Genomic DNA, 25,499 nt, shown 5'->3' on the forward strand with positions numbered 1-25,499 from the left:
AGCGGTGGGTCAGGCAACAATTGTTTCGGCAGTGCCGCCGCCTTCGCAGCCTCGCTAAAGCTCGACAGCTCCCACAGGGGATTGGGGGCGGGCTTGAAGGGGCGTGCGCAGCGGATCAAACGAAGCCTCTGCGGCGTCTGGGCATGGGCGCGGTCCGTGTGGGAGCTGTCGAGCCCCGGCGAGGCTGCGAAAGCGGTGGATCAGGCGACAACTATTTCAGCAGTGCCGCCGCCTTCGCAGCCTCGCTAAAGCTCGACAGCTCCCACAGGGGATTGGGGTCAGGCTTGGAAGGCCGTGCGCAGTCGCTCGATAACCTGCTTAACCGAGTCCCCCTGAACCGCCGGCGGCGTTGGGCTTTCGCCAAACTCGCGCCACACAAACAGCGTCAACTCGGCGCCGTCGGTCAGCGTCTGTGCTGGCGCCTGCGCGCCAAAACCTTTCAGCACGCGGTAGCGCGGGTCCTGCCAAAACGCCTGCTCGACCCAGTCGTACACCGGGATGAAGTGAAAGTGCAGCGGGAAGCCGGGCATGTGCCCATAGCGGCTGATGTACAGCCATTTGGGCTGCAGCTGCGCCTCGATCACCCGTTGGGTTTTAGCCAGCAAGCCACCCAGCTCAGTCAGCGCGGCTTCCGGCATGTCGGCGAGCGAGCCGATTGGCGCTTTGGCACCCAGCATCAGGTAGCCCGGCAGCGTTGACGCCAGGTGATGATTGAGCCGCCAGTGCTCGGTGTCGTGAAGGATGAAAGCGGGGTCGATCGGCATAAGCACGCATCCATGAGAGCCGGGCGGGCAGGATAACAAGCGCGAGCCCCTGTATCCCACAAAAGCCGGCGATCTGTGTCTATCGCTGCGCGTGGCGGGCGGATAGGGTCGAGCCACGTTAACTGACGACCGAGCCCACCATGCAACTGACCGCTGTCCCGTTTGCCATCACCGACTGGTCCACCCTCGAACCCGAACTGCACCCAGGCGTGACCGGCAGTGCCCTGTGGCGCACCTGCCACTTCGGCACCACCCGCGTGCGCATGGTCGAATACACGCCCGGTTACCTGGCCGATCACTGGTGCTGGCGCGGGCATGTGTTGCTGTGTCTGGAAGGGCAATTGCACACGCAATTGGAAGACGGCCGCGAGTTCACCCTGACGGCCGGGATGAGTTACCAGGTGGGCAATGACATGGAAGGGCATCGCTCATTCACCCACACCGGCGCGAAGCTGTTTATCGTGGATTGAGCCTCACCCTTTGCGATACACCCCAGCAGACGCCCGCGCCAGGTCAATAAAGTTCTGCAGCGGCGCCGACGGGTTGAACGCGCGCCGCACCAGGGTCATCGGCGCCAGCAGCTTGGGGCTGGCGTTGCTGATCCGGCAGTACACCACGCTTTCGCGGCGCAGAATCAGGCTATCGGGTGTGTTTGCAGATATAGAGAAAGTGATGAGGGCAGAGCTTTTGGATATGGCGTTGGCGGGGGCTGGCAGGGGCCGGTTGTGGCGAGCGGGCTTGTGTTGCAAGCCGGCTTGTAGTGGCGAGCGGGCTTGCCCCGCGTTGGGGCGCGAAGCGGCCCTGAAACCAGGGCGCCGCGCTTTCACTGATGTACTGTGGTGGATTGACTGGGGCCGCTGCGCAGCCCAACGCGGGGCAAGCCCGCTCGCCACTACAAGCCCGCTCGCTACAAAAATCCCGGCTCGCCACACGGTGGCTTAGTGCATCGTGCTGTGGTCCATACCGTCCAGCCCACGGGCTGGCGCTTTGACTTCAATCGACTGCTTCTCGCCCTTGGCGTTCTCCACCGTCAGGGTCAGCGGCACTTGGTCGCCTTCCTTGATCTGCCCGGTCAGGCCCATCAGCATTACGTGGTAACCGTTGGGGTCGAGCTTGACCGCTTTGCCTGCCGGCAGCGCGACCGAGTCCACCGGGCCCATGCGCATTACGTCGTCCTTCATGCTCATCTCATGGATCTGCACGTCCTTGGCCACCGGCGTTGCCACGCTGAGCAGTTTGCTGTCGGTGTCGGCGGTCACGGTCATGAACGCGCCGCTGGACGGCTGGCCCGGCACAGAGGCGCGAACCCACGCGTCGGTCACCAGCACCTGGGCACTGGCGTGCGCCGCAAGGCCCAGCAGGGACAGGCCGATCAGGGTGCGCTTGAGGTGTTGAACAGCAGTCATTAGCAGACCTCCATGACGGTGAGCAGGTCTTCTGCGCACTCTTTAGCGGTAAGGGATGCCGACAGGCCCAGGCGCAGGTTGCCGCGGGTGTCGAAGACGAAACTGGTGGCCGTGTGCGACAGGGTGTAGGTGTCGCCGGCGGGGATCTTTTCATAAAAGATCCCGAACTCCTTGGCGGCCACGGCGATTTCTTCCGGGGTGCCGTAGAGCGCTTCGAAGCTTGGGTCGAAGGCCTTGACGTACTTGTCGAGAATCGCCGGGGTGTCGCGCTCGGGGTCGAGGGTGATGAACACCACTTGCATGATCTCGCCGTCGCGGCCCATCAGCTTCTTGGCCTGGGCGGCGCGGGCCAGGGTGGTCGGGCACACGGCCGGGCACTGCGTAAAGCCGAAGAACACCACCGGCATCAGGCCACGGAACGAGCTCAGGGTGACGGTTTCGCCGTCGGTGTTCTTGAGCTTGAAGGTGCGGCCCATGATCTTGTCACTGAGGTCCTTGCCGTACTTGAAGTTCAGCTTGGGGCTGTAATCACAGCCGCCCAGCAGGCTGCCCAGGCCCAACAGGCCCATACCGGTCAGCACTTTGCGGCGGGTGAATAACGTACTCATCAACTGTGCATCCTGTGAAACGCCTGGATGACTCTGCAACGGCATGGCAGGCTTTGAAAAGGAGTAATGATGCGGGTGCACAGTCTACCAACCCAGGCCAGCCCACGTAATCTGCGACGTTCTGCCACAGGGCGCGCCGTGCTTCATGCCTTTGGGGCTTCAGTGGTAGAGTCGCCGCCATGAAATTGAGCCACCCCGACCGTTCGCTGATCGCCTGGGCCCTGTACTTTTGCGTGCTGATGAACCTGTTCGTCTGCGGTTTGGGCCATGGGCAGATGCTTGGCGAGCAACTCAACGGCATCGGTGGTGCGTTCTGCTCGGTGGACGGTAGCCAGGCGCCACTTTCCGACAAAGGGTTGGATAACCCGGCGTCTGGCAACATCTCGAACTACTTTGCCTGCCCGGTATGCGCTGCCGTGACCGTGGCCATCGTGTTCCTCATCGGGCTGGCCTGGCTGTTGGGCCTTGGACACACCCCACGTCCTGCCCATGAGCGGCGCAACAAGGCGCCGCCGCGTTATTCCTGGCCCTCGGCCAACCCCCGCGCTTCCCCCGCATTCTGACGTGTGCCTTGGGCTTCCTGTGTGTTCAGGAAGCGTTCTATCGTCACGACTGTGAGTGTATTTCATGATCTCTGTATTGCCTGCAGGCGCCAGCCGCCTGGTCAGCAAGGCATCTCGGCGTATGCGCGCCGAACCGACACTGGCTGATTACCCGAGCAATTCGCGCTGCTTCGTGCACCTGGATGCACGGTTATTGCCGTATTGGCACACCTTGTTCGACATCTGCCCGGCCTTGCTCAAACTGGATCCACCGGAAGGGTTGAACCTGTTTCGCAGCTTCATGACCTGGGCCTATCACAACCAGCCGCCGCTGGACTGGACGTACCACCTCAACGTCTGTCGCTGGCTGCTCGCCTCGGGGTATCGATCGCAGATTGATGAGGAGCCCATCGAGGCTTTCATGGCGGCCGCGGCGGCGCGTTGGATCACTACCGATCAAAGCCAGGCGCAGGGCGTGGTCGTGGGATGGCGAGGGGCGAGGATTTTCGATTGGAAGGGCAGTGCGTTGGCAAGCGTCGAACATCAGCCATTGCCAGCCCCGTTGGACGACTTTGGCTGGTGCCCGTTGAACCGTCAGGGTGATTTCAGCGGTTGGTTGCCGGTGCCCTGAGTCCTTGGGAGGTCACGGCGGGTCCCAGGCCACGCCGTGGCCTTGGGCGAAAGGCAAGCGGCGAGGCGTTTCGCCTGGCCCTTGTTAAGCAGCTAGTTGCTGCTGCTGCTGCTGCTGCTGCGCGGAGTCTTTTTCTGAGTCTTTTTCGCGGGTTGCTTGTGTGAATTCCCGCTCGTCGAGGCCTTCTCTTTGGGCGACGTTTCAGCCTTTTTGTCACTGTCGGAGGGGCTGCTCGGATAGGTGCCTGGCGGCAGCGCGGAACCTGCTGCGCTGCTGCCGCTCAGCGAGTTGGCGGCGGGGGCAATGGCATCGCCAAAGGCGGCGAAAGCGGGGCTTACCAGCAGCGCTGAAAAGCCGACGATGAGCAACATCCTGTGGGAAATACTGGTCTTCATGACTCAATCCCCTTGCTTGGGCCGAAGCCCGGGAAACCCGGGCCCCGGTGGTGCTTCAATCAAGACTTCTTGGCGCCGCCGCCGGAGCTGTGGGCTCCGCCTTTTTTGCCGGCTTCAGAAGCTTTCTCACGGTCGTTGGCAAAATTGCCGCCGGAGCCTTGACCGCCACTTTTCTTGGCAGTATCTGGCTTGGCTTTACCGCCTGCACCTGTCGTGGTTTTTCCGCTGGTAGCCATTTCAAAATCCCTCTTCGATGAATGAATCAACGGTGTCGCTTAATTGGGAATGCTCAATCGAAATCAAAGTTTGAAATAGTTCGCGGGCATGCGACGAACGGGCATCAGGCCGCGATTGGCTTGGCGCCCAGGGCTTTCTTGTGCGCGGCTTTCATCGCTTCCATTTCTGCACCAAGGGCTTCGAGCACGGTCTTGCCCAACAGCTTCTTGGCCTGCGGGAACATCTCGGATTCCTCTTCTTCGATGTGGTGCTCCAACAGTTCCTTGACCACTTTGACGCGCCCGGAAAATTCAGTGGTGGAAGGCTCGGTCTGTTTCAGGTCGGGCAGCACCAGGGCGTCGACAGTGCGGTGCTCTTCCTTGGCCTCGTGATACATGATGTCCTGCTCTTTACCGCCGGCCTTGCGGAAGGCGGGGTAAAGGATCTCTTCCTCGAGGCGGGTATGCAGGCTGATCTCCATCTCGAGTTTGGCCAGCAATTCAGTGCGTTTCTTGACGCCACGCTCGGTGGACTCGCTCAGTTGGGTCAGCAGCGCTTTGACGCGTTCGTGGTCAGCCTTGAGAAGGTCGATTGCATTCATGGTGGAACCTCACGGATAGCATTCGGGCGCGTCGAAGTGCACGCCTCGTTCCTTGGAGGTTGCATCAGTTGTACCAACTTGGATAACTTGAATAAAACCCTATTAATCAATGAGATAGGAAAACCTGCAAGTCAGCGCATTCGTGCAGCTTGCATGGTTGGGCAGCCAGCAGATTGCAATACACCGCTTCTAGGCGCCGCTGACTTTCCAATGCTTGATGTCTTCGGCAAACACCACCTGCTGCACCTCGTGGGCAATGCCATAGGCCAGCGATTCATGCGCGGCGATGACTTTTTCCTCAGCCGACAGGCACTTGAAAATATCCAGCTGGGTTTCGGCTTGAGTGGTCTCCAACTCATAGATCTTCACATAGCGCGCCAGGTCGTTATCCAGGCTCGACAGGTATTCACGCAGACGCTGGTGGTCCACTGAACTCTGGCTGAAATACCAGTTCATCGGGTGAATCAAAAACCGCGAGTGCGGCGTGGTGATGCGTCGGTTCGCCGCCAGGAACATGATGATGCCCATGGATTCGATGTTTCCCGCGTTGATTGCGCACAAGGGCACCGGCAACGCCTTGAGAAAGGTGTAGAGGGTAAAGCCGAAATTGGTGCTGCCACCGGTGGTCGACAGGTTCAGCAGCAGGGAACTGGCGCCTTCGCCGATAGCGTCCAGGCAACAGTCGCGAAAGCGTTCGGTGGTGCTCTGGTCGATCTGGCAGTGAAAGTGGATAACGTGCTCGGTCATCCTGAACCTCCTTAATTCAGTGCAGGCGAGGTGATTCAGTGTTGAGTCTAGAAGGTCGCGCAGGATTAGCTGCAACCGTTGGGCGTGAGCCCTTGCTGAAAATCGAATGGAACCCTCAGGCCATCTGCTTGACCTAATGCATAGACCTCAGGAGGTGAGCTATGCAATTGGAAACTATCTGGATCATTTTGGCCGTGATTCTGCTGATCCTGGAATTATGGGCGATCAACGTCGTATTACGCAGCACCGGTGGCTGGGAGACCAAAGGGCTGTGGTTGATCATTCTGATTTTCGTGCCGCTGTTCGGGCTGATTGTCTGGGCCTTGTTCGGGCCAAAACGTGAGATGGCTGAACAGCGTAAAAGCTGAGCCCATTGAAGACCGCAGACAGGCGCCCATTGGGCGCCTGTTTACGTTCAAGCGGGTGGTTTAGCCCGCAACAGCTTTGGCAATTGCTTCGTTGAACGCCGGCAAGTCATCCGGAGTACGCGAAGTGATCAAGGTCCAGCCATTGGCCTTGCATTCCTTGACCTGGGCATCCACCCAACCGGCGGCGCCGGCGTTTTCAAGGTCGATACGCACGCTTTTGTATGAGGTCAGGGTTTTGCCCTTGATCACGCCTGCATCGATCAGCGTCCATGGCCCGTGGCAGATCGCCGCGATGGTTTTGCCGGCCTTGACGAAGTCGTTGATCAAGCGCAGCGCGTTGGCATCCTGGCGCAAGGTGTCAGCGTTGACGGTGCCGCCAGGGATAACCAAGGCGTCGAAGTCGCTGCTTGCCACGTCCGACAGCTGCACGTCGGATTCCACGGTTTTGTCCTTCTCGGTGTCACCGACGAAGGTCTGGGTGGTGCCGCCTTTGCTGGACGCGTGAGTCACCGTGGCGCCATAACCGCGCAGCGCTTCCAGTGGCTTGACCAGCTCATCGCGTTCGATACCGGTATTGGAGGTGATGATGAGGATTTTCTTGCCGTTGAGTTGCGAACTCATGGTCGAGTGTCTCCTGGGTCAGGGATGGTTTAGTGGTCGTGTTTGGCTTGCAGCTCCTTGGCCATTTTCAGGTGGGCTTCAAGGGTCGGCAGGGTCTTGGCGGCGAAGGCTTTCAGCTCGGCGTTGTCCGAGGAAGCGGCTTCTTTCTGGAACAATTCGACGGTTTTTTCGTGAGCGGCGACCTGGTTGTTGGCGTAGGCCTTGTCGAACGACTCGTCGCGCATTTCGAGGATGGCTTTCTTGGCCTTGTCGGTCAGGGCGGCGTCATCGGGTACTTCGATATCCAGCTTTTTCGCCAATGCCGTCAGTTCCTGATTGGCTTTGGTGTGGTCGGTGACCATGTGCTGAGCAAAAGTCTTTACGTCGGCCGAGCTGCTTTTTTCCAGGGCCAGCTTGCCGGCTTCCACCTCGGTGATACCGCCTTGGGCGGCGTCGTCGACAAAGCTGTTGGACGTTGCGGCCATGGCCGTGGAAATCGAGCCCGCAACCAGCACAAAGGTCAGGCCCATTTGTTTCATCAGCAGAGTAGTCATGGTGGATCTCCTTGAAATCAACAGTGGCGTGATGCCGTACCTGACTGTTGAGGGGGAGCCTCGGCAAAAGGTTTAAATTAATTCGCGGTTTTTTCTCCGGTGGTCATGCACGCCAATTTCCTTGAACTATCGAAATTCGACAGGCTCTGCTGCATAAGCGCCCGCTATTTTTTGTGGGCCTTCAACTGCTTGGAGACAAACTGTGACTGCCGATAAAACCCCAACCCCGATCAGTTCCGAAGACGCCCAAAAAGGCACCGACAAAGCCGACAAGGGCCACACGCTGGAACGCCCGAACCCAAAGACCGAAAGCGTCGACAAGGTGCTCACGCCCACGTCGATTAAAGACATCGAACGCCAAACCGACGCCATCAACGAGCAAGCCGCCAAGGCTGAGCGCAAGTTGGGCCACTGAGCATGGCCAGGTCGATTACGGCTGCGCAGTTGGGCATTGAGTTAAGGCCTGAAGACGACGCCAGCCTGTTCAAGTGGTTCATCGCCAGCTTCCTGATGGGCAAGCGCATTCAGGCGCCGATTGCTGCGCAGGCGTACAAGGTGATTGTTGAAGAGCAAGGCGGCGATACCGCGCGCAAGTTGCAGCACTGCACTTCCAGGGAGTTGGTGTCGATGCTTGGGCGCGCCCATTACGTGCGCTATGACGAAACCACGGCGCAGCGTTTGCTCGACCTGAGTGCCAAATTGAATGCCGAGTATGGCGGCAAGATCAGCCATATTCGCAGCGCCAGCGAAGACCGTCAGGCCTTTGAAAAACGGTTGGGTGAATTTGCAGGCGTCGGGCCCAAGACCATCGAGATTTTCATGCGCGACGCCGCCAAGGTGCTGTTTTGAAGGCAGCGCTGTATGTGGGCTGCGCGGGGTGGAGTTTGCCGCGTGAACAGTGGCCGGCTTTTGCGGGCGAGGGCACACACCTGCAACGTTACGCGTCGCGTTTCAACGCGGTGGAAATCAACAGTTCGTTTTACCGCCCGCACCTGCCCAAGACCTATGAGCGCTGGGCGCAATCGGTGCCGCCGGCGTTTCGTTTTTCGGTCAAGGTGCCCAAGCGCATCACCCATGAATTGCGCTTGCAACGCTGCGAAACCGCGCTGGATGAATTCCTCGAGCAGTGCCTCAGATTGGGTGAAAAACTGGGCTGCCTGCTGATTCAATTGCCACCGTCTTTCAGCTATGAAGCGGCGATCGCCACGCCGTTTTTTACGGCGTTACGCCAACGATTTGCGGGTGCCGTGGTTTTGGAACCGCGTCACGCCAGCTGGCTTGAAGCCGAGGCGTTATTGCAGGATTTACACGTAGGCCGTGTGGTCGCCGACCCAGCGGTCATCGACGCGGGCACCGGCTGGCAGGGCGTGCAGTATTGGCGACTGCACGGCTCGCCGCGCATCTATCACAGCGCGTATGGGCCGGAGCGCGTGCAGGCATTCTCGCAGCAACTGAGCCAGTCCGTTGCAGCAGGCACTCCCACCTGGTGCATCTTCGACAACACCGCCAGCGGTCATGCCACTGCCGATGCCTTGTACTTACTCAACCTCCACGCGCAGCACTTCCAGCCCTAACTGCTCATAGGCTTCGACACTCGGTACGTGCCACTCGGTGATCAGCGTATGGATGCGGCTGCACGGGCCCACCACGAAGGGCTCCACCGCGCCGAGCTTGTCGGCCATGGTCACCGCCACCACGTGGGAGGCACTGTCGAGCAAGGCTTGCTTGACCGCCACTTCGTCGAAATGCAACGAGCTGATGCCCACTTGCGGATGCAACGCGCACACGCCGGTAAACAGCAGGTCGGCCTTGATGCTCTGGATCAGGCGCACGGCTTCGTGGCCGCTGGCGGACAAGGTGGCAGGGTTGAGTTGGCCACCCGCCAAAATCACTTTTACATCCGGGTGGTCGGCCAGGGCGATGGCAATCATCGGCGACGGCGTAACCACCGTCAGGCGGATCGCGCGTGGCAAGGATTGCGCAATCTGCAGCGTGGTCGAGCCGGAATCGAACAACACGATCTGGCCGTCTTCCACGCGGTCGGCGGCCAGGCGCGCAAGGTGGCGTTTGACCTCATTGGTCTCGCCCACACGGGTGAAGAAGTCTTTGCCGGTGTCTTTGGGCCGGGGCAGGGCGCCGCCGTGCACGCGTTGCAACAGGCCGGCGGCGGCCAGTTCACCGAGGTCGCGGCGGATGGTGTCCTGGGACACGGCAAAATGCTCCACCAATTCGGATGCGGTGACTTTGCCGTCGCGCTCCAGCAGCAACAGGATTTTCTGTTTGCGCAACGAAGGCAGGTCGATGGCTTGATGAGTATTCTGCATGTTTGTGCGTCTTTTTGCGGGTTTGTGCGAGATTAGGCCTCTGCCGATATAAACGCAATCACTGGTTGCGCGGCTGATCGGCGGTTACTCTCTGGGCTCAGTTCAGGGTGAGGTGACCTAGATGTCGTTGATCACAACTATCGAAGACTTACGCAAGCTGGCGCAAAAACGTGTCCCACGAATGTTCTACGACTACGCCGATTCCGGTTCCTGGACTGAAAGCACCTATCGGGCAAATGAAAGCGATTTTGCCCGCATCAAATTTCGTCAGCGCGTGGCGCGCAACATTGATGAACGTTCGATCCGCGCCAGCATGATCGGCCAGGACATGGCCATGCCGGTCGCGCTGGCGCCCACGGGGCTTGCGGGCATGCAGCATGCCGATGGCGAGATCCTGACCGCCCGCGCCGCCGCGGCTTTTGGCCTGCGCTACACGCTGTCGACCATGAGCATCTGCTCACTTGAGGACATCGCCGAACAGGTCGGCCAGCCATTCTGGTTCCAGTTGTATGTGATGCGTGATCGCGGGTTTGTCGAGCAATTGATCGAGCGCGCCAAAGCGGCGGGTGTGGATGCGCTGGTACTGACCCTCGATCTGCAGATCCTCGGGCAACGCCACAAGGACTTGATCAACGGCTTGTCGGCGCCGCCAAAACTGACCCTGCCGAATATCCTCAACATGGCAACCAAGCCGCGCTGGGTGATGGGCATGCTGGGCACCAAACGCCGTGGTTTCGGCAATATCGTCGGCCACGTCAAAGGCGTGGCGGACATGAGTTCGCTGTCGTCATGGACCGCCCAGCAGTTCGACCCGCGCCTGAGCTGGGACGACGTGGAATGGATCAAGAAATGCTGGGGCGGCAAGCTGATTATCAAGGGCATTCTCGATGTGGAGGATGCGCGGCTGGCGGCTAATTCCGGCGCCGATGCCTTGGTGGTGAGTAACCACGGTGGCCGCCAGCTGGATGGTGCACCGTCGAGCATCAGCCAGCTGCCGGCAATTGTCGAGGCGGTGGGCAAGCAGATTGAAGTGTGGCTCGACGGCGGCATTCGCTCCGGCCAGGACGTGCTCAAGGCGATGGCACTGGGCGCCAAAGGCACCATGATCGGTCGACCGCACTTGTATGGTTTGGGCGCCATGGGCCAAGCGGGCGTGACCAAGGCCCTTGACATTATTGCCCGTGAGTTGGATGTGTCGATGGCGCTGTGCGGCTATAACGATATACGCGATGTGAATCGCGATATTTTGCTGCCAGGCACCTTTCCCGAAGGGGTTTGCTGAGCAAAAAGATCGTAAAAAAGTAAAAAGAGTTGTCCACGAAAACCGTGGGTATCTCTGTGGATAACTTTGCGAAGGCCCGGCAGGGTTGGCGATTTAACCCTCGGTTAATATTTGATCAACTTGCGGCGCGGGCCAGTATGGGCAGGGTTTACGCTTGACAGCCAAGCGTGAACCCAGTGCCGAAAAGTACTTTCAAGAGTCGCCGTTGCGACCTGTGGAGTGCGTCACCACCTGTGCGGGCATCTGCGCTTGCATGAGTTTTTCCAGCGCTTGCCCATAATTGCGCCCGGCCAGGCTCATGCTGTTGTTATGCGTGGCGCCAGGCACCAGCAGCAGCCGTTTGGGCTCCTGGGCGGCGTCGAACAGTTGTTGGCTGAAACGCGGTGGCACGTAGGGGTCGGCCAGGCCGTGCACCACCAGCAGCGGCATGTGCACGCCGGCAATTTTGTCGATGGAGTCGAACTTCTGCGACAGCAACCAGCGCACCGGCAGTGAGGTGTTGGCCACGGCCGCGGCCGCGTCCCCCAGCGAGGTGAACGTGGATTCGATCACCAGGCCGCGCACGGGCACCGGTGTCTGTTGACTCAACTGCGCTGCCAGGTCGATGGCCACCGCACCACCCAGCGAGTGCCCGTAGATCAGACGTTTGCTCGGGTCTGGCTGCAGCACCTGAAAGCGCTCCCAGGCGATGCGCGCGTCTTCATACACACTGGTTTCCGAAGGCAGGTCACCGTGACTCTGGCCGAAACCGCGGTAGTCGATGGCCAGCACCGAAAAGCCCAGTGCGTGCAGTTGTTCAATGCGAAACAGCTGGCCGGTGAGGTTCCAGCGCACGCCGTGCAGGTACAGAATCGCCGGAGCATCCTGCTTGTCGGCCGGGTACCACCAGCCGTGCAGGTTCTGGCCTGATTTGAAACTGGCGGGTTTTATATCGAATTCCTGCACGGCCTTGGGCAAGCCGGTGTACCAGCCGGCGGTACCCGGTTCAATGCGAAACACCAGCTCGCGCTCCTTGTGTTGAAGCACCGCGCAGCCTACCGGCAAGCCGATGATCAGGATGGCCATGCACAGCAGGGGAAACCAGCGCAGGCCCAGGCGAGACAGAAAACGAGATGACATGAAGGTTCCAGGACAAAAGCGAAGCTCGGGTTTTACCAGATGGCTTTAAGGGGCAGGAATTAATTCGACAGCCGTGAATGGGGATTGCTTGCAAAGTGTTACAGCATTGAACGACGCGTGCCTGGGTTGTTTGGGTGACCAGGACACGGGATACATCCTGCGGGCCAGCAAGGGCCAATTCACGGCGACGTGGTTCACTGAGAACCCGGGGTGGATTACCTGCGCGATCTGGCACTGATCAAGGCCGCCAGCGCTGAAGAGGTTGCGGCCGCGTGGCCGCGCATCAAGCAGTCGCTGGCTCAGGCCGTGACCCCTTACTGAACCCGATACGCCGCGCGCCTGTCTGCACAAGCGTTTCGCTTGACGCTGACATTGGCGCCGCGACATGCTCGCGCTCCTTTGAGCAGAGGCCAGGCCATGGACAATAGCCCCGTTCGCATCACCGCCGAAGAAACCCTGTCGGACAATTGGTATCTTCTGAAAAAATACACCTTCGACCTGCGCCGCCAGGATGGCAGTTGGCAAGCCCAGACCCGTGAAGTGTACGACCGCGGCAACGGCGCAACGATTCTGCTGTACAACCGCGCACAGCGCACCGTGCTGCTGATCCGCCAGTTCCGCATGCCCACGTTCGTCAACGATTACCCCGGCTACTTGATCGAAGCGGCCGCCGGCCTGTTGGACAACGCCACCCCCGAAGAGCGCATTCGCCTCGAAGCCGAAGAAGAGACCGGCTACCGCGTCGGCCCCGTAGAGAAAATCTACGCGGCGTTCATGAGCCCCGGTTCGGTGACCGAGCGCATTCACTTCTTTATCGGCGAGTACCAGGCAGCGGACCGCGTTGGCGATGGCGGCGGGCTGATCGACGAGGGTGAAGACATCGAAGTACTGGAGCTGAGCTTTGAACAGGCGTTGGCGATGGTGCAGAGCGGTGAGATTGTCGATGGCAAAACCATCATGTTGTTGCAGCACCTGGAATTGCGCATGTTGAAAGAAGGGTGGTGATGCGTGATGCGCGCGTGGGCGTTGCTATGGGTACTGGCGGCCGGCAGTAGCAGCGCCGCTGACGCGTTCTGCACCTGGGCTGACCCTGTGCCGCCAATGCCCGGCACACTGCTGCGCAGTGAAGCATTGACGCCGCAGCAGAGCCTGGCGTCGGCCGGGCTGAACCTGCGGATTCTGTATTCCTCCACCGATGGGCTCGACAACCTCACGCCTGTCGCGGTTTCCGGTGCGCTGTTCGTGCCCAAAGGCCCAGCGCCTGCGGGTGGCTGGCCACTGATGGCGTGGGCTCACGGCACGGTCGGCAGGTTTGACCTTCAATAACAGCTTCAAGCGTTCGCCCAAGGCGGCGTTGGATCGGCTGGGGCGTGAATCGGCTTATCCCTCGGTGAAAACCGATATTCCGGTCTTTCTCGGCACCGGCGGTAAAGACCGAGATGTGTTTGTACCGGGGCAAAAAGCCTTGGTCCGGGACGCCTGCCAGGCAGGGGATCGGGTGGAATGGCATTTGTATCCAGAGCTCGATCACTCCGGGGCGGTGAATGGGTCTTTGGGGGATTCGACAAGGTTTGTTCGGCGGGCGTTTGCGGGGGAGGCTATGAAGGGCAATTGTGGGCGATGAGGCGCGGATATGGCCGTTGTCCGCTCGCGCAAACAACAAATCCCGCCATGTGGCGGGATTTGTCGGGGTGAAGCGCGCTACACAATCAGCGTGATCAGGCCGGGAACAGCTCGCTCAGCTTCATTGCCAGCATCATGTCGCCTTCGGTGCGCAGTTTGCCGCTCATGAAGGCCTGCATGCCGTCGGTGTCGCCGCTGACGATGCCTTCCATGGTTTCGCCGTCGGTGACCAGCGTGACCTGGGCGTCAGGGTTTTCGCCTTCGAGCAGTTCGCAGGTGTTGTTCTTGACCACCAGCGAGAAGTTCTGGGTGTCGTCGATACGGAAACCGAACACCAGGTCCAGGCCGTCGGCAGCGGCTGGGTTGAATTTGGCTTTCATTGCTTCTACAGCTTTGGCTACGTCAGTCATGGTTTCGATCCTTAAGGGTAGAGTCCAGTGACCTTGGGGTCACGGTTGGCCGCAGCTCATCGGAAAGTGATGAGCTGCGGCGCCTTCAACAGTTGCAAGTGGGTATGACTGTTGAAGGAAGCCAGCGCCACCTCGCGTCCACGGAATTTCAGCTGGTTGAGCGAGGTGTTAACAATTTGCCAATTGAGTTCGAACGCTTGGGCGGCAGGCATTCGGGTAATCAAGTGAAGCAGGGCGGTGATCGTGCCGCCGGAGGTGAACACGGCGATCTTGTCCGTGTTCCGGGCGGTTTCGAGAATCCGTTGCAGGCCGCCTTGTACGCGTTCGACGAACCCCAGCCAGCTTTCCAGCCCCGGTGGGTCATAAGTGCCGGCCAGCCAACGCTCGATGATCAATGCGAAGATGCGCTGGAATTCGCTGCGGTTGTGCGCCGCATTGCGCAGGATCTCCAGGGCTTCGGGTTCGGTGCTCAGCAGGTCGGGGAGCAGGGCGCGGATGATCGCCTCGGCGTCGAATTCGTTGAAGGCGCTGTCGATGTCCAGCGAAGGTACCGGCAGGCCACGGGCTGCATATTGATCGAACACGGACGTGGCGGTGTGCTGCTGGCGGCGCAGGTCGCCCGATACACAGCGCTCGAACGTGAGGCCCAGGTCTGCCAGGTGGCGACCGAGCACTTGCGCTTGTTCCACGCCGACGGGCGACAGGACGTCATAGTCGTCTGCACCGAAAGAGGCTTGGCCATGTCGAATCAGATAAATGCTGCCCACGTCCGTTTTCCCGGTACGTTGAAAGTCTGGCGAGGTTATGAGGATGCCGGAGAGCTGTCAATGAAAAAACATACGCTTGTTTTAAAAGCCCGTTAGAGCCCGCTTGCTGGCGGTTTGATCACTGGCTCGAACGCGGTGCCGTCGGTATGCTGGGCCCATCCGCGCCTGGCGCAGTGCATTTTTAAGGAGACATATGGATTTTCTGGCCGAATACGCGAGCTTTCTGGCGAAGACCGTCACCCTGGTGGTCGCTATTGTGGTGGTACTGATCAGTTTCGCGGCGCTGCGCAGCAAAGGCCGTCGCAAGTCCGCCGGCCAATTGCAGGTCAGCAAGCTCAATGATTTCTACAAGGGCCTGCGTGAGCGCCTGGAGTCGAGCCTGCTCGACAAGGACCAGCTCAAGGCCCTGCGCAAAGCCGAAAGCAAAACCGAAAAGAAGAAAGGCAAGAAGAAACCCGAGGCCAAACCCCGGGTGTTTGTGCTGGATTTCGACGGCGACATCAAGGCCTCGGCCACCGAGAGCCTGCGCCATGAAATCACCGCACTGCTGAGCCTGGCCACGCCGAAAGACGAAGTGGTGCTGCGCCTGGAAAGCGGCGGCGGCATGGTGCACAGCTACGGCCTGGCCTCATCCCAACTGGCGCGTATTCGCCAGGCGGGCGTGCCATTGACCGTGTGCATCGACAAGGTCGCGGCCAGCGGCGGCTACATGATGGCGTGCATCGGCGAGAAGATCATCAGCGCACCGTTCGCCATCCTCGGTTCGATCGGCGTGGTAGCGCAGTTGCCCAACGTCAACCGCCTGCTGAAAAAACATGACATCGATTTCGAAGTGCTGACGGCCGGTGAATACAAGCGCACCCTTACCGTGTTTGGCGAAAACACCGAGAAGGGCCGCGAGAAGTTCCAGGAAGACCTGGACATCACCCATCAGTTATTCAAGAACTTCGTGTCGCGCTATCGCCCTCAACTGGCAATCGATGATGTCGCGACCGGGGAAGTGTGGCTGGGTGTTGCAGCCCTCGACAAGCAACTGGTCGACGAACTGCAAACCAGCGACGAATACCTGGCCACCAAGGCCAAGACCGCCGAGGTGTTCCACCTGCACTATGCCGAGCGCAAAAGCCTGCAAGAGCGGGTCGGCCTGGCGGCCAGCGGTTCGGTGGACCGAGTGCTGCTGACCTGGTGGAGCCGCTTGACCCAGCAGCGGTTCTGGTAATTCCAGGCAGCAGGTCAAGCCCTTGTGGGAGCGGGCTTGCTCGCGAAAGGGCCATCCGGGGCGCTACACCCAGCGCGGTTGAACCGAATCCGCCAACCGCGTCAGGATCAAACAGCACGACACCGCACCTGCGTCGAGCACGCCCAACGAACGCTCACCCAGCCGACTCGCGCGGCCGATTTTCGCGACTAAGTCCTTGGCCGAATCGTGCCCCTGTGAGGCAGCGGTTTTCATGGCTTGCAGCGCATCGTTGAAGGAGGCGCCGCCCGCATGCGTGCGCTTGGCGGCGTGCAGAGAACGGGCCAGCGGTTCGATGAGGATGGCTTCGTCGGGGGCGATGGATTTCGGGACTTTGTGGATTGCGCATACGATTGTGGCGCTGGATGATGCGACGCGTAAAAGCTGAGCGAAGTGGGGGGCGCGGGATTACTGTGGCGAGCGGGCTTGCCCCGCGTTGGGCTGCGAAGCAGCCCCAGTTGAGGCGACTCGGAGTATCAGGAGAATTCGGTCAGCAGGTTTTGGGGCTGCTGCGCAGCCCAACGCGGGGCAAGCCCGCTCGCCACAGGTGGCCCTGCACCACAGGTAGCTCTGCTTTACAGATAGCCCTGCTTCACAGGTAGTCCTGCACCATAGATAGCTCTGCTTTACAGATAGTCCTGCTTCACAGATAGTCCTGCTTCATGGGTAGATTTGGCCCATAGGTGGCTCTGTCCACCGGTAGTCCTGCTCCACTAGCGCTACTCTAGAGTGGCCTATTTCGAAGTGTGTGTTGGGGTTACAGATTTTGTAATAGTTTTGCGTTGTAGGAAATTTAGGTTTCGATTGTACGATTCAAGTCCTTTTTCCACTGCAGGACTTGCATGAACACCCTCTCGGAGCCTCCCAGTCGTCTTTCCCCAAGACATCCGCTGCTGCTGTTCCCGCTGAAGCACCCCGTATTCCGATTGCTACCCTTGTCCCGGTCCACTGACCGCGCCTTGCCGTGTCCGGCATTCAGACATCTATAACGAGACTCTATAAATGGAATGGTTAGCGGATCCAACGGCCTGGCTCGGCTTGTTGACCTTGATTGTGCTGGAACTGGTGCTGGGCATCGACAACCTGGTGTTTATCGCGATCCTGGCGGACAAGCTGCCGCCGGAGCAGCGCGACCGGGCGCGGTTGATCGGTTTGTCCCTGGCGCTGCTGATGCGCCTGGGCTTGCTGGCGAGTATTTCCTGGATGGTGACCCTTACTCAGCCGCTGTTCGAGGTCTTCGGCAAGGGGTTTTCCGGCCGTGACCTGATCATGCTGTTTGGCGGTGTGTTCCTGTTGTTCAAGGCCACCATGGAGTTGCACGAACGTCTCGAAGGTCATGTGGCCCAGCGTGCGGGCAATGCCACCTATGCGATGTTTTGGCCGATCGTCGCGCAGATTGTGGTGCTTGACGCGGTGTTCTCCCTCGATGCGGTGGTGACTGCCGTGGGCATGGTCGACGAGCTGGCGGTGATGATGATCGCAGTGATCGTGTCCATCGGCCTGATGATTGTCGCGAGCAAGCCGCTGACGCGTTTCGTCAATGCGCACCCGACGGTGATCATGCTGTGCCTGAGTTTCCTGATGATGATCGGCCTGGTGCTGACTGCCGAAGGCCTGGGTTTCCACGTGCCCAAGGGTTACTTGTACGCGGCGATGGGCTTCTCGATTGTGGTGGAGCTGCTCAACCAGCTTGCCCGCGCCCGTCGCAAGCAGTCGGTACAGGGCACGTTGCCGGTACGCCAGCGCACTGCGCACGCGGTGATGCGTTTACTGGGGGGCCGCAGTCTGGCGGTGGAGGGCATGGATGACGACGTTGCCGACCTGATGGGCGAGCCGGATGCGACCCAGGGCCCGCTGTTTGATCGACGCGAGCGCGTGATGATCAGTGGCGTGTTGCAGTTGGCCGAACGCCCGATCCGCAGCTTGATGACGCCGCGGGCCAAGGTCGACTGTATCGATCTGGCGGACGATGCCGACACTATCCGCCGTAAATTGATGCATTCGTCCTACTCCCGGCTGCCGTTGATCCGCAACGGTGCTGTCGATGAGCCATTGGGCTTCGTGCACAAGAAGGAGTTGCTCAAGGAATACCTGGCCGGCCACGAGCCGAACCTGGAGCACCTGGCGCGCCGCGCGGTCAACCTGCTGGAGAGCTTTTCGATCCTCAACGCCCTGGAGCAGATGCGCCAGGCATCCACCCATATCGCGTTTGTGATCAACGAATTCGGCGATTTCATGGGCGTGTTGAGCATGACCGACATTCTTGAATCCATCGCCGGTGAATTGCCCGATGCCAGCGAAATCGAAGGGCCGGATATCGTCGAGGAGGGCGCAGGCTTTCGCGCCAATGGCGCCTTGACCCTTAACCAGGTTCGCCAGCGCACCGGCTTCAAGGCCGTGGCCACCGACGATTACCAGACGCTCGCAGGTTTGGTGATGAGCCTGCTGGACCGCTTGCCGCGAGTGGGCGACAGCCTGGAGCACGAAGGCTGGCACCTGACGGTGGCGGCGGTGGAGGAGCGGCGGGTGACGCAGGTGCTGCTGGTGCCTAGGGCGCGTAGTCTTTGAACACTTGATCCAGAAGTGCTTCCTGTTCTTCCGGCGCGCCAATGCCCTTGAGGTTTTCGACCTCAAGGGCATTTTTGTAGACCACCAGGGTGGGCGTGCCGTCCACGCCGTCGATTCGCGGCGTCCGGGCGGTGTCCAGGATCATGCTCTTCACTCGGCCGGCGTACTTTTCGGCGATGCTATTAAAGCGTGGGTGAACTCCCAGGCACGCCTGGCAGGACTGGGAAGTAAACAGCACGATCACCAGCGGGTGCTGATTCAGAACCTGCTGGTAGTCGCTGAGGGTATCAATCACCGCATTGGCAGCACCCATGATGATCTCCTTGTGCACCTGGCCGATGGGGCCTGCCGGATACGCTAGATCGCGAGATCACCACCGTCTACTGTCAACCTTCACAGGTAGACAGGCTCATGCATCGTCGGCACGTTCCGTTCGTTCACGTGCCTTGCGCGCCTGGCTCGCGCATTTCTTGTATTCCTCATTGTCCCTGGACGCCTTCGCCCGACGATAGCCATGGTGGTTCTGGCTGGTATAATCGGTGCTGAAAGCTTCCTTGAGCTTCTGCAGTTCTTCTTTGCATTCACGGCGATCATTACTGGCCGAAGCCGTACCGGCCACCAAACAGCCCAGCAACACCACCAAAAGGCTTACCTTCATCACGCCACGCTCCCGCACACAGACATCCCACCAGCCTAGCCCAGCACAAAAAAACAACCAGAGCCTCACCAAGAAACCCTGGTGAGTTGCGGCAAACCGGCGAGCTGCAGTGAGCGGTCTTCTCATAGTGAGCGAGCTTCCTGTGGCGAGCGGGCTTGCCCCGCGTTGGAGTGCGAAGCGCTCCCAATCCAGCCGCCGCGCTATACCTGAAAACCCGCGTCGCCAGGTTTTGGGGCCGCTTCGCAGCCCAACGCGGGGCAAGCCCGCTCGCCACAGAAAACATCCACGCATCAGCACCGCCCCGGTGCACGGTAACGCTACCGTGGTGCACGGCATCCAAACTGTCACCGCCGTGTGTGGCCTTGCGTAGCAACACATCCACGGCTGCTGGCACAGCGCCTTACCGCAGCTCAATATTTATCCAATTGATTTAAAACAACTTTGTCCCCTTCATGTTTTTCTGCAACCGCGTGTGGCACACTTTCTGCTGTCTATTCCGTTGTTACATACTAAGTTCCGGTATAGCGGAATACACAACTCCTGGAGTGCTTGTCATGCATCACCGACCTTCCGTGTTTAAAGCGTGTGTTTTTCTCTTCGCCGCATCGGCTTCCCTCGCAAGCGTTGTGCACGCGGCGGACAGCAAGCTCGATGATGTGCTCAAGCGTGGGCATCTCATCGTGGGTACAGGCAGTACCAATGCGCCGTGGCACTTCCAGGGAGCGGATGGCAAGTTGCAGGGTTTTGATATCGACATCGGCCGCATTGTGGCCAAAGGCTTGTTCAACGACCCGAGCAAGGTCGAGTTTGTGGTGCAGTCTTCCGACGCACGTATTCCCAACCTGCTGACCGATAAGGTCGACATGAGTTGCCAGTTCATTACCGTCACCGCCAGCCGTGCGCAGCAGGTGGCCTTTACCTTGCCGTACTACCGCGAAGGCGTGGGCCTGCTGTTGCCGAACAACAGCAAGTACAAGGAAATCGAAGACCTGCAAGCCGCCGGCGACGGCGTCACCGTGGCCGTGCTGCAAAACGTCTACGCCGAAGAGCTGGTGCACCAGGCGCTGCCCAAGGCCAAGGTTGATCAGTACGACAGCGTCGACCTGATGTACCAGGCCGTGAACTCCGGCCGTGCCGACGCCGCCGCCACCGACCAGTCTTCGGTCAAGTACCTGATGGTGCAGAACCCAGGCCGCTACCGCAGCCCGACCTACGCCTGGAGCCCGCAAACCTACGCGTGCGCGGTCAAGCGTGGCGACCAGGACTGGCTGAACTTCGTCAACACCGCGCTGCATGAAGCCATGACCGGCGTGGAGTTCCCGACCTACAAAGCCTCGTTCAAGCAATGGTTCGGTGTGGATTTGCCAGAGCCTGCGATCGGTTTTCCGGTTGAGTTCAAGTAAATCGTAAACCCTGGGGCGTCGCTGACGGCGCCCCAATCAGGTACTGCCGACCATGAACTATCAGTTGAACTTTGCCGCCGTGTGGCGTGATTTCCCCAGCTTGCTGGCGGGGCTCGGCCTGGGCCTTGAGCTGGCACTGCTGTCGATCGCGATTGGCTGCGTGATCGGCTTGATGATGGCATTCGCCATGCTGTCCAGGCACCGCGCGTTGCGCATCATCGCCTCGGTGTACGTGACGGTGATCCGCAATACGCCGATTCTGGTGCTGATCCTGTTGATCTACTTTGCACTGCCGTCACTGGGGATTCGTCTCGACAAAATTCCGTCCTTCATCATCACACTGTCGTTGTACGCCGGTGCCTACCTCACCGAAGTGTTCCGCGCCGGGTTGCTGAATATTCCCAAGGGTTTGCGCGAAGCCGGCTTGGCCATCGGCCTGGGTGAATGGCGTATCCGCGCCTACATCACCGTGCCGGTGATGCTGCGCAACGTCTTGCCGGCGTTGTCGAACAACTTCATTTCGCTGTTCAAGGACACCTCGCTGGCGGCGGCGATTGCCGTGCCGGAGCTGACCTATTACGCCCGCAAGATCAACGTCGAAAGCTACCGGGTGATTGAAACCTGGATGGTCACGACTGCGCTCTACGTGGCTGCCTGTTACCTCATCGCCATGCTGCTCCGTTACCTGGAACAGCGTCTGGCGATCCGTCGTTAAGGAGGGTTTCCATGTACGAGTCCCCCAGCTGGCTGCATGAGTTGTGGATCGCCCGGGATACCCTGTGGGCGGGCTTTCAGGCCAGCGTGTATGTGTCTGCGCTGGCCATTATCTTTGGCACGCTGATCGGCATCGTCGCCGGGTTGATCCTGACCTACGGCAAATTCTGGATGCGCGCGCCGTTTCGTCTGTATGTCGACCTGATCCGTGGCACGCCGGTGTTTGTGCTGGTCTTGGCATGTTTCTACATGTTGCCGGCACTCGGTTGGCAGATCAGCGCGTTCCAGGCCGGCGCCGTCGGGCTGACGCTGTTCTGCGGCTCTCACGTGTCGGAGATCGTGCGCGGCGCGCTGCAAGCCATTCCCCGTGGGCAACTGGAAGCGGGCAAGGCGATTGGCCTGACGTTCTACCAATCCCTGGGCTACGTGCTGTTGCCTCAGGCGTTGCGCCAGATCCTGCCGACCTGGGTCAATTCCTCTACGGAAATCGTCAAGGCCTCGACCTTGCTCTCGGTGATTGGCGTGGCCGAGTTGCTGCTGAGCACCCAGCAAGTGATCGCGCGCACCTTCATGACCCTGGAGTTCTACCTGTTCGCCGGGTTTCTGTTCTTTGTCATCAACTACGCCATCGAGTTATTCGGGCGCTACATTGAAAAGCGGGTGGCCTTGCCATGAACCAACCTCAAACCAACCAACCGCTTTTGAACATTCGCGGCCTGCGTAAACAGTACGGCCAGGTCGAAGTGCTCAAGGGCGTCGACCTGTCCATGCAGCGCGGCAACGTGGTGACGTTGATCGGCTCCAGCGGCTCGGGCAAAACCACGCTGCTGCGCTGCGTCAACTTGCTGGAAGAGTTCCAGGGCGGGCAGATCACCCTGGACGGCGAGTCCATCGGCTACAGCGAAATCGCCGGCAAGCGTGTGCGCCACCCCGAGCGGGTGATTGCCCAGCACCGCGCGATGACCGGCATGGCGTTTCAGCAGTTCAACCTGTTTCCGCACCTCACCGCGCTGCAAAACGTCACCCTCGGCCTGCTCAAGGTCAAGAAGATGGGCAAGGACGAAGCCGTGGCCCTGGCCGAAAAATGGCTGGACCGCGTCGGCCTGCTGGAGCGGCGCAATCACTTCCCGGGCCAGTTGTCCGGCGGCCAGCAACAGCGCGTGGCGATTGCCCGGGCGATTGCGATGAACCCCAGTTTGATGCTGTTCGACGAGGTCACCTCGGCCCTTGACCCAGAGTTGGTGGGCGAGGTGCTCAGCGTGATCAAGGGCTTGGCAGAGGAAGGCATGACCATGTTGCTGGTCACCCACGAAATGCGCTTTGCCTACGAAGTGTCGGACAAGATCGTATTCATGAACCAGGGTCGCATTGAAGAGCAGGGCAGCGCGAAGGACATCTTCGAACGCCCGCAATCGCCGCGCCTGGCGGAATTTTTGAAGAACATTCGTTTTTAATCAGGAGCAACTTTATGAGCATTACTCGTTACGGCACCGGCAGCACCGCCGGCGGTGGCCAACCGCGTCCTTTCGCACGCGCAGTGGAAGCGGACGGCTGGCTCTACGTCTCGGGCCAAGTGCCGGCGGTGGACGGTGAAATCATCAACGGCGGCATCGTCGAGCAAACCCGCCAGACCATGCGCAACGTGGTGGCGATTCTCGAAGAGGCCGGCTACGAGTTGAAAGACGTGGTGCGCGTTGGCGTATGGCTGGAAGACCCGCGCGACTTCTGGAGTTTCAACAAGGTGTTCGGTGAATACTTCACCCCCGAACACGCCCCGGCGCGCGCCTGTGTGCAGGCCAACATGATGGTCGACTGCAAGGTTGAGATTGATTGCGTGGCCTACAAGAAAAAAGGCTAAATGCCCCTCTCTTGAAATCCACTGAAGATCAAATGTGGGAGAGGGCAAGCCCCCTCCCACAAGGGATCTCTGCCAGACCCTAGAATTTCGACCGGACCGAACTGCCATGACCGAAGACACCATCAAACGCCGCGCCAAAGGCCTGGACCGTGCATTCGATATCCTCGATTTTCTCAAGGAGATCGGCCAGCCCCTGCGCCCGAATGATATTGCCAGCGGCATCGGCAGCCCCAAATCCACCGTCTACGAATTGGTCGCCTCGTTGCTGGAGCGGCGCATCCTGGAAACCGTGGGCAAGGACGGCCACGTCTACCTTGGCCGCCAACTGTACTTCCTCGGCCAGGCGCACCTGCGCCACTTCGACCTGACCCGCGAGGCCGACCACGCCTTGCAGGAGATTGTCAGCCAAACCCACGAAACCGCGCAGATGTGCCTGCTCAACGGGCGTAAATACACGGTGGCGCTGATGCGCGAAGGCGAGCGGCATTTCCGCATCTCGTCGGACATCGGCGAAAACGCACCGATCCCGTGGACTGCTTCCGGGCGCCTGCTGCTGGGGCACTTGAGCGACCAGCAGATTATCGACCTGATCGACTGCGACGATTTCATCCTGCCGGACGGCCAGCGCCTGCCGCTTGAGACGTTTCTGGCGCAGATCCGCCAGGCCACGCTCGACGGGTTCTTCTCCTTCGACAGCGTGGCCGACACCTTCACCCATTGCTTCGCCGCCCCGGTGCGGGACGCGCAGGGCATCAGCATTGCGACCTTGTGCATCGTTGCCCCACGGGCCGATGCAATCAAAAACTACAACGACTATCGCCGGGTTTTGATCGACAGCGCCAACAACCTGGCCCGACGCATCAACGAATAGGAGTGTTTATGACTGCCCTCAACGCCGTTGAAAAAGGCGCCGCCGCCGTTGGCGCCCATCTGGTCCGCGACGTCAGCCTGCCGGCCCTGGTGCTGCACCGCGACGCCCTGGAACACAACATTCGCTGGATGCAGGACTTCGTCAGCAACAGCGGCGCAGAACTGGCGCCCCACGGCAAAACCAGCATGATGCCGGCGTTGTTTCAGCGCCAGATCGAGGCGGGCGCCTGGGGCATCACCCTGGCCAATGCGGTGCAGACCCGCGCTGCCTATGCCGGGGGCGTGCGTCGCGTGTTGATGGCCAACCAATTGGTCGGCGCGCCGAACATGGCGTTGATTGCCGATCTGCTCGCCGACAAAGACTTCGACTTCCATTGCATGGTCGATCACCCGGACAACGTCGCCGACCTGGGGCTGTTTTTCGCCGCCCGTGGCCTGCGTTTGAACGTGATGATCGAGTATGGCGTGGTCGGCGGTCGTTGCGGCTGCCGCAGCGAACAGGAAGTGCGCGAGCTGGCCAAGGCGATCAAGGCCCAACCGGCGCTGGCCCTCACCGGCATTGAAGGCTATGAAGGCGTGATCCATGGCGAGCACGCCATCAGCGGCATCCGCGATTTCGCCGCCAGCCTGGTGCGCCTGGCGGTCGACCTGCAAAACAACGGCTCTTTCGACCTGCCCAAACCGATCATTACCGCCTCGGGTTCGGCCTGGTACGACCTGATCGCCGAGTCCTTCGAAACCCAAAACGCCGCGGGGCGTTTCTTAAGCGTGTTGCGCCCGGGCAGTTACGTGGCCCACGACCACGGTATCTACAAGCAGGCGCAATGCTGCGTGCTCGACCGTCGCAGCGACCTCCATGAAGGCCTGCGCCCGGCGCTGGAAGTTTGGGCGCACGTGCAATCGATGCCCGAGCCAGGGTTTGCGGTGATCGCCCTGGGCAAGCGCGACGTGGCCTATGACGCCGGTTTGCCGGTGCCGCTCAAGCGCTACCGGGCCGGAATTGTGCCGGCCGAAGGCGATGACGTCACCGCCTGCATCGTGACGGCGGTGATGGACCAGCATGCGTTCATGACGGTGGCACCGGGGGTTGAGTTGCGCATCGGCGACATCATTTCGTTCGGCACCTCGCACCCTTGCCTGACCTTCGACAAGTGGCAAGTGGGCTGCCTGGTGGATGAGCAGTTGCAGGTGATCGAGTCGCTGCATACCTGCTTCTAGACCGCGTCGCGCCTAT

General features: G+C 60.2%; 34 protein-coding genes and 3 pseudogenes. 20 read left to right on the forward strand and 17 right to left on the reverse strand.

What is annotated here, in order from left to right; all coding sequences use genetic code 11:
* Positions 1–278: 278 nt before the first annotated feature.
* A complete protein-coding gene (locus NTD89_RS19170) occupies positions 279–764 on the reverse strand; it encodes an HIT family protein (RefSeq protein WP_262209119.1) in 486 nt (161 codons plus the stop codon).
* A 140-nt stretch (positions 765–904) separates the two neighbouring features.
* Between NTD89_RS19170 and NTD89_RS19175 the strand changes: the two genes are divergently transcribed.
* Positions 905–1,234, forward strand: a complete 330-nt coding sequence (locus tag NTD89_RS19175) for a DHCW motif cupin fold protein (protein ID WP_262209120.1) — start codon at positions 905–907, stop codon at positions 1,232–1,234.
* A 3-nt stretch (positions 1,235–1,237) separates the two neighbouring features.
* Here NTD89_RS19175 and NTD89_RS19180 read toward each other — a convergent pair whose 3' ends face one another.
* The 3 genes from NTD89_RS19180 to NTD89_RS19190 form a co-directional block, all read right to left on the reverse strand.
* A complete protein-coding gene (locus tag NTD89_RS19180) occupies positions 1,238–1,378 on the reverse strand; it encodes a hypothetical protein (RefSeq protein ID WP_262209121.1) in 141 nt (46 codons plus the stop codon).
* Between the two features lie 324 nt (positions 1,379–1,702).
* Positions 1,703–2,170, reverse strand: coding sequence for a copper chaperone PCu(A)C (locus tag NTD89_RS19185; protein WP_145165772.1), 468 nt, complete (start codon positions 2,168–2,170; stop codon positions 1,703–1,705).
* Positions 2,170–2,778 (reverse strand): SCO family protein, encoded by a 609-nt coding sequence (locus NTD89_RS19190; protein WP_119735385.1) that lies wholly within the window; start codon positions 2,776–2,778, stop codon positions 2,170–2,172. Before NTD89_RS19190 ends, NTD89_RS19185 begins: the two co-directional genes overlap by 1 nt.
* A 179-nt stretch (positions 2,779–2,957) precedes the next feature.
* Here NTD89_RS19190 and NTD89_RS19195 point away from each other — a divergent pair, with 179 nt between their 5' ends.
* Complete coding sequence (locus tag NTD89_RS19195) at positions 2,958–3,341, forward strand: DUF2946 domain-containing protein (RefSeq protein ID WP_262209123.1); 384 nt, start codon at positions 2,958–2,960, stop codon at positions 3,339–3,341.
* A 64-nt stretch (positions 3,342–3,405) separates the two neighbouring features.
* Positions 3,406–3,951: a putative natural product biosynthesis protein gene (locus NTD89_RS19200; RefSeq protein ID WP_145165770.1), complete on the forward strand. Its 546-nt coding sequence runs from the start codon at positions 3,406–3,408 to the stop codon at positions 3,949–3,951.
* A 92-nt stretch (positions 3,952–4,043) separates the two neighbouring features.
* Here NTD89_RS19200 and NTD89_RS19205 read toward each other — a convergent pair whose 3' ends face one another.
* The 4 genes and pseudogenes from NTD89_RS19205 to NTD89_RS19220 all read right to left on the reverse strand — a co-directional run bounded on the left by NTD89_RS19205 (position 4,044) and on the right by NTD89_RS19220 (position 5,910).
* Positions 4,044–4,346, reverse strand: coding sequence for a hypothetical protein (locus tag NTD89_RS19205; protein WP_262209125.1), 303 nt, complete (start codon positions 4,344–4,346; stop codon positions 4,044–4,046).
* A gap of 59 nt (positions 4,347–4,405) precedes the next feature.
* Positions 4,406–4,516: pseudogene (locus tag NTD89_RS29565) on the reverse strand (KGG domain-containing protein); the annotation flags it as partial.
* A 170-nt stretch (positions 4,517–4,686) separates the two neighbouring features.
* A complete protein-coding gene (locus NTD89_RS19215; protein ID WP_242197699.1) occupies positions 4,687–5,163 on the reverse strand; it encodes a hemerythrin domain-containing protein in 477 nt (158 codons plus the stop codon).
* 189 nt (positions 5,164–5,352) lie between these two features.
* Complete coding sequence (locus tag NTD89_RS19220) at positions 5,353–5,910, reverse strand: ATP-dependent Clp protease proteolytic subunit (RefSeq protein ID WP_145165767.1); 558 nt, start codon at positions 5,908–5,910, stop codon at positions 5,353–5,355.
* 161 nt (positions 5,911–6,071) lie between these two features.
* Here NTD89_RS19220 and NTD89_RS19225 point away from each other — a divergent pair, with 161 nt between their 5' ends.
* Positions 6,072–6,278: a PLD nuclease N-terminal domain-containing protein gene (locus NTD89_RS19225; protein WP_106580146.1), complete on the forward strand. Its 207-nt coding sequence runs from the start codon at positions 6,072–6,074 to the stop codon at positions 6,276–6,278.
* 60 nt (positions 6,279–6,338) lie between these two features.
* Here NTD89_RS19225 and NTD89_RS19230 read toward each other — a convergent pair whose 3' ends face one another.
* Entirely contained in the window at positions 6,339–6,899 is a 561-nt protein-coding gene (locus NTD89_RS19230) for a type 1 glutamine amidotransferase domain-containing protein (RefSeq protein ID WP_262209127.1), read from the reverse strand.
* Positions 6,900–6,928: 29 nt separating this feature from the next.
* On the reverse strand, positions 6,929–7,432 hold the full coding sequence (locus NTD89_RS19235; RefSeq protein WP_106580144.1) for a DUF4142 domain-containing protein: 504 nt from the start codon (positions 7,430–7,432) through the stop codon (positions 6,929–6,931).
* 202 nt (positions 7,433–7,634) lie between these two features.
* Between NTD89_RS19235 and NTD89_RS19240 the strand changes: the two genes are divergently transcribed.
* Genes NTD89_RS19240 through NTD89_RS19250 form a run of 3 tightly spaced genes read left to right on the forward strand, consistent with a single transcriptional unit; the run spans position 7,635 to position 9,006 of the window.
* On the forward strand, positions 7,635–7,847 hold the full coding sequence (locus NTD89_RS19240) for a hypothetical protein (protein WP_119735379.1): 213 nt from the start codon (positions 7,635–7,637) through the stop codon (positions 7,845–7,847).
* A gap of 2 nt (positions 7,848–7,849) precedes the next feature.
* Positions 7,850–8,281 (forward strand): DNA methylase, encoded by a 432-nt coding sequence (locus NTD89_RS19245; protein WP_262209129.1) that lies wholly within the window; start codon positions 7,850–7,852, stop codon positions 8,279–8,281.
* On the forward strand, positions 8,278–9,006 hold the full coding sequence (locus NTD89_RS19250; RefSeq protein WP_262209130.1) for a DUF72 domain-containing protein: 729 nt from the start codon (positions 8,278–8,280) through the stop codon (positions 9,004–9,006). The genes NTD89_RS19245 and NTD89_RS19250 overlap by 4 nt, the downstream gene beginning before the upstream one ends.
* On the opposite strand, the gene NTD89_RS19255 is transcribed toward NTD89_RS19250, so the two are convergent.
* Complete coding sequence (locus NTD89_RS19255; protein WP_262209131.1) at positions 8,971–9,756, reverse strand: DeoR/GlpR family DNA-binding transcription regulator; 786 nt, start codon at positions 9,754–9,756, stop codon at positions 8,971–8,973. The two genes, NTD89_RS19250 and NTD89_RS19255, sit on opposite strands and share 36 nt — an antisense overlap.
* A gap of 121 nt (positions 9,757–9,877) precedes the next feature.
* Here NTD89_RS19255 and NTD89_RS19260 point away from each other — a divergent pair, with 121 nt between their 5' ends.
* The gene (locus tag NTD89_RS19260) at positions 9,878–11,038 is read left to right on the forward strand and encodes an alpha-hydroxy acid oxidase (RefSeq protein ID WP_262209133.1); all 1,161 of its coding nucleotides are present in this window, start codon (positions 9,878–9,880) and stop codon (positions 11,036–11,038) included.
* Between the two features lie 192 nt (positions 11,039–11,230).
* Here the strand turns inward: NTD89_RS19260 and NTD89_RS19265 are convergent, their stop codons facing one another.
* Positions 11,231–12,157 carry an alpha/beta hydrolase gene (locus NTD89_RS19265; protein ID WP_106580139.1) on the reverse strand — a complete coding sequence of 309 codons (927 nt, stop codon included), beginning with the start codon at positions 12,155–12,157 and terminating at the stop codon, positions 11,231–11,233.
* Positions 12,158–12,296: 139 nt separating this feature from the next.
* Between NTD89_RS19265 and NTD89_RS19270 the strand changes: the two are divergent.
* The 3 genes and pseudogenes from NTD89_RS19270 to NTD89_RS19280 form a co-directional block, all read left to right on the forward strand.
* Positions 12,297–12,478, forward strand: a pseudogene (locus NTD89_RS19270) (short-chain dehydrogenase); the annotation flags it as partial.
* 96 nt (positions 12,479–12,574) lie between these two features.
* Entirely contained in the window at positions 12,575–13,162 is a 588-nt protein-coding gene (locus NTD89_RS19275; RefSeq protein WP_242197680.1) for an NUDIX domain-containing protein, read from the forward strand.
* Between the two features lie 6 nt (positions 13,163–13,168).
* Positions 13,169–13,781 (forward strand): annotated as a pseudogene (locus tag NTD89_RS19280) (hypothetical protein).
* A gap of 94 nt (positions 13,782–13,875) precedes the next feature.
* Here the strand turns inward: NTD89_RS19280 and NTD89_RS19285 are convergent.
* Together NTD89_RS19285 and NTD89_RS19290 are read right to left on the reverse strand one after the other, a co-directional pair.
* Positions 13,876–14,190, reverse strand: a complete 315-nt coding sequence (locus NTD89_RS19285) for an SCP2 sterol-binding domain-containing protein (protein ID WP_016969749.1) — start codon at positions 14,188–14,190, stop codon at positions 13,876–13,878.
* Positions 14,191–14,246: 56 nt separating this feature from the next.
* Positions 14,247–14,957, reverse strand: a complete 711-nt coding sequence (locus NTD89_RS19290; protein WP_145165760.1) for a histidine phosphatase family protein — start codon at positions 14,955–14,957, stop codon at positions 14,247–14,249.
* 193 nt (positions 14,958–15,150) lie between these two features.
* Between NTD89_RS19290 and sohB the strand changes: the two genes are divergently transcribed.
* Complete coding sequence (sohB, locus tag NTD89_RS19295) at positions 15,151–16,176, forward strand: protease SohB (RefSeq protein ID WP_145165759.1); 1,026 nt, start codon at positions 15,151–15,153, stop codon at positions 16,174–16,176.
* 63 nt (positions 16,177–16,239) lie between these two features.
* Here sohB and NTD89_RS19300 read toward each other — a convergent pair whose 3' ends face one another.
* Complete coding sequence (locus NTD89_RS19300) at positions 16,240–16,497, reverse strand: dihydroxyacetone kinase family protein (RefSeq protein WP_410017223.1); 258 nt, start codon at positions 16,495–16,497, stop codon at positions 16,240–16,242.
* Positions 16,498–17,196: 699 nt separating this feature from the next.
* Here NTD89_RS19300 and NTD89_RS19305 point away from each other — a divergent pair.
* Positions 17,197–18,762: a TerC family protein gene (locus NTD89_RS19305; protein WP_262209137.1), complete on the forward strand. Its 1,566-nt coding sequence runs from the start codon at positions 17,197–17,199 to the stop codon at positions 18,760–18,762.
* Here NTD89_RS19305 and NTD89_RS19310 read toward each other — a convergent pair.
* Positions 18,743–19,075 carry a thioredoxin family protein gene (locus NTD89_RS19310; RefSeq protein WP_145165757.1) on the reverse strand — a complete coding sequence of 111 codons (333 nt, stop codon included), beginning with the start codon at positions 19,073–19,075 and terminating at the stop codon, positions 18,743–18,745. The genes NTD89_RS19305 and NTD89_RS19310 overlap by 20 nt on opposite strands.
* Positions 19,076–19,171: 96 nt before the next feature.
* Positions 19,172–19,420, reverse strand: coding sequence for a hypothetical protein (locus tag NTD89_RS19315; RefSeq protein WP_145165756.1), 249 nt, complete (start codon positions 19,418–19,420; stop codon positions 19,172–19,174).
* Positions 19,421–19,974: 554 nt separating this feature from the next.
* Between NTD89_RS19315 and NTD89_RS19320 the strand changes: the two genes are divergently transcribed.
* From NTD89_RS19320 to NTD89_RS19350, 7 genes are all read left to right on the forward strand, one after another.
* Positions 19,975–20,823, forward strand: coding sequence for a transporter substrate-binding domain-containing protein (locus NTD89_RS19320; protein ID WP_065929539.1), 849 nt, complete (start codon positions 19,975–19,977; stop codon positions 20,821–20,823).
* 52 nt (positions 20,824–20,875) lie between these two features.
* Complete coding sequence (locus tag NTD89_RS19325; protein WP_106580127.1) at positions 20,876–21,538, forward strand: amino acid ABC transporter permease; 663 nt, start codon at positions 20,876–20,878, stop codon at positions 21,536–21,538.
* A gap of 11 nt (positions 21,539–21,549) precedes the next feature.
* Positions 21,550–22,212 carry an amino acid ABC transporter permease gene (locus NTD89_RS19330; RefSeq protein WP_122541442.1) on the forward strand — a complete coding sequence of 221 codons (663 nt, stop codon included), beginning with the start codon at positions 21,550–21,552 and terminating at the stop codon, positions 22,210–22,212.
* Positions 22,209–22,991 carry an amino acid ABC transporter ATP-binding protein gene (locus tag NTD89_RS19335; RefSeq protein WP_119735365.1) on the forward strand — a complete coding sequence of 261 codons (783 nt, stop codon included), beginning with the start codon at positions 22,209–22,211 and terminating at the stop codon, positions 22,989–22,991. The genes NTD89_RS19330 and NTD89_RS19335 overlap by 4 nt, the downstream gene beginning before the upstream one ends.
* Before the next feature lie 14 nt (positions 22,992–23,005).
* A complete protein-coding gene (locus NTD89_RS19340; RefSeq protein ID WP_078742925.1) occupies positions 23,006–23,395 on the forward strand; it encodes a RidA family protein in 390 nt (129 codons plus the stop codon).
* 106 nt (positions 23,396–23,501) lie between these two features.
* Entirely contained in the window at positions 23,502–24,266 is a 765-nt protein-coding gene (locus NTD89_RS19345; protein WP_145165755.1) for an IclR family transcriptional regulator, read from the forward strand.
* Positions 24,267–24,274: 8 nt separating this feature from the next.
* The gene (locus NTD89_RS19350) at positions 24,275–25,483 is read left to right on the forward strand and encodes an amino acid deaminase (RefSeq protein ID WP_262209141.1); all 1,209 of its coding nucleotides are present in this window, start codon (positions 24,275–24,277) and stop codon (positions 25,481–25,483) included.
* The last annotated feature ends 16 nt before the right edge of the window (positions 25,484–25,499 follow it).

The sequence above is a fragment of the Pseudomonas sp. 14P_5.3_Bac1 genome (assembly GCF_025466135.1).
In the GTDB taxonomy this organism is placed as follows: Bacteria; Pseudomonadota; Gammaproteobacteria; order Pseudomonadales; family Pseudomonadaceae; genus Aquipseudomonas.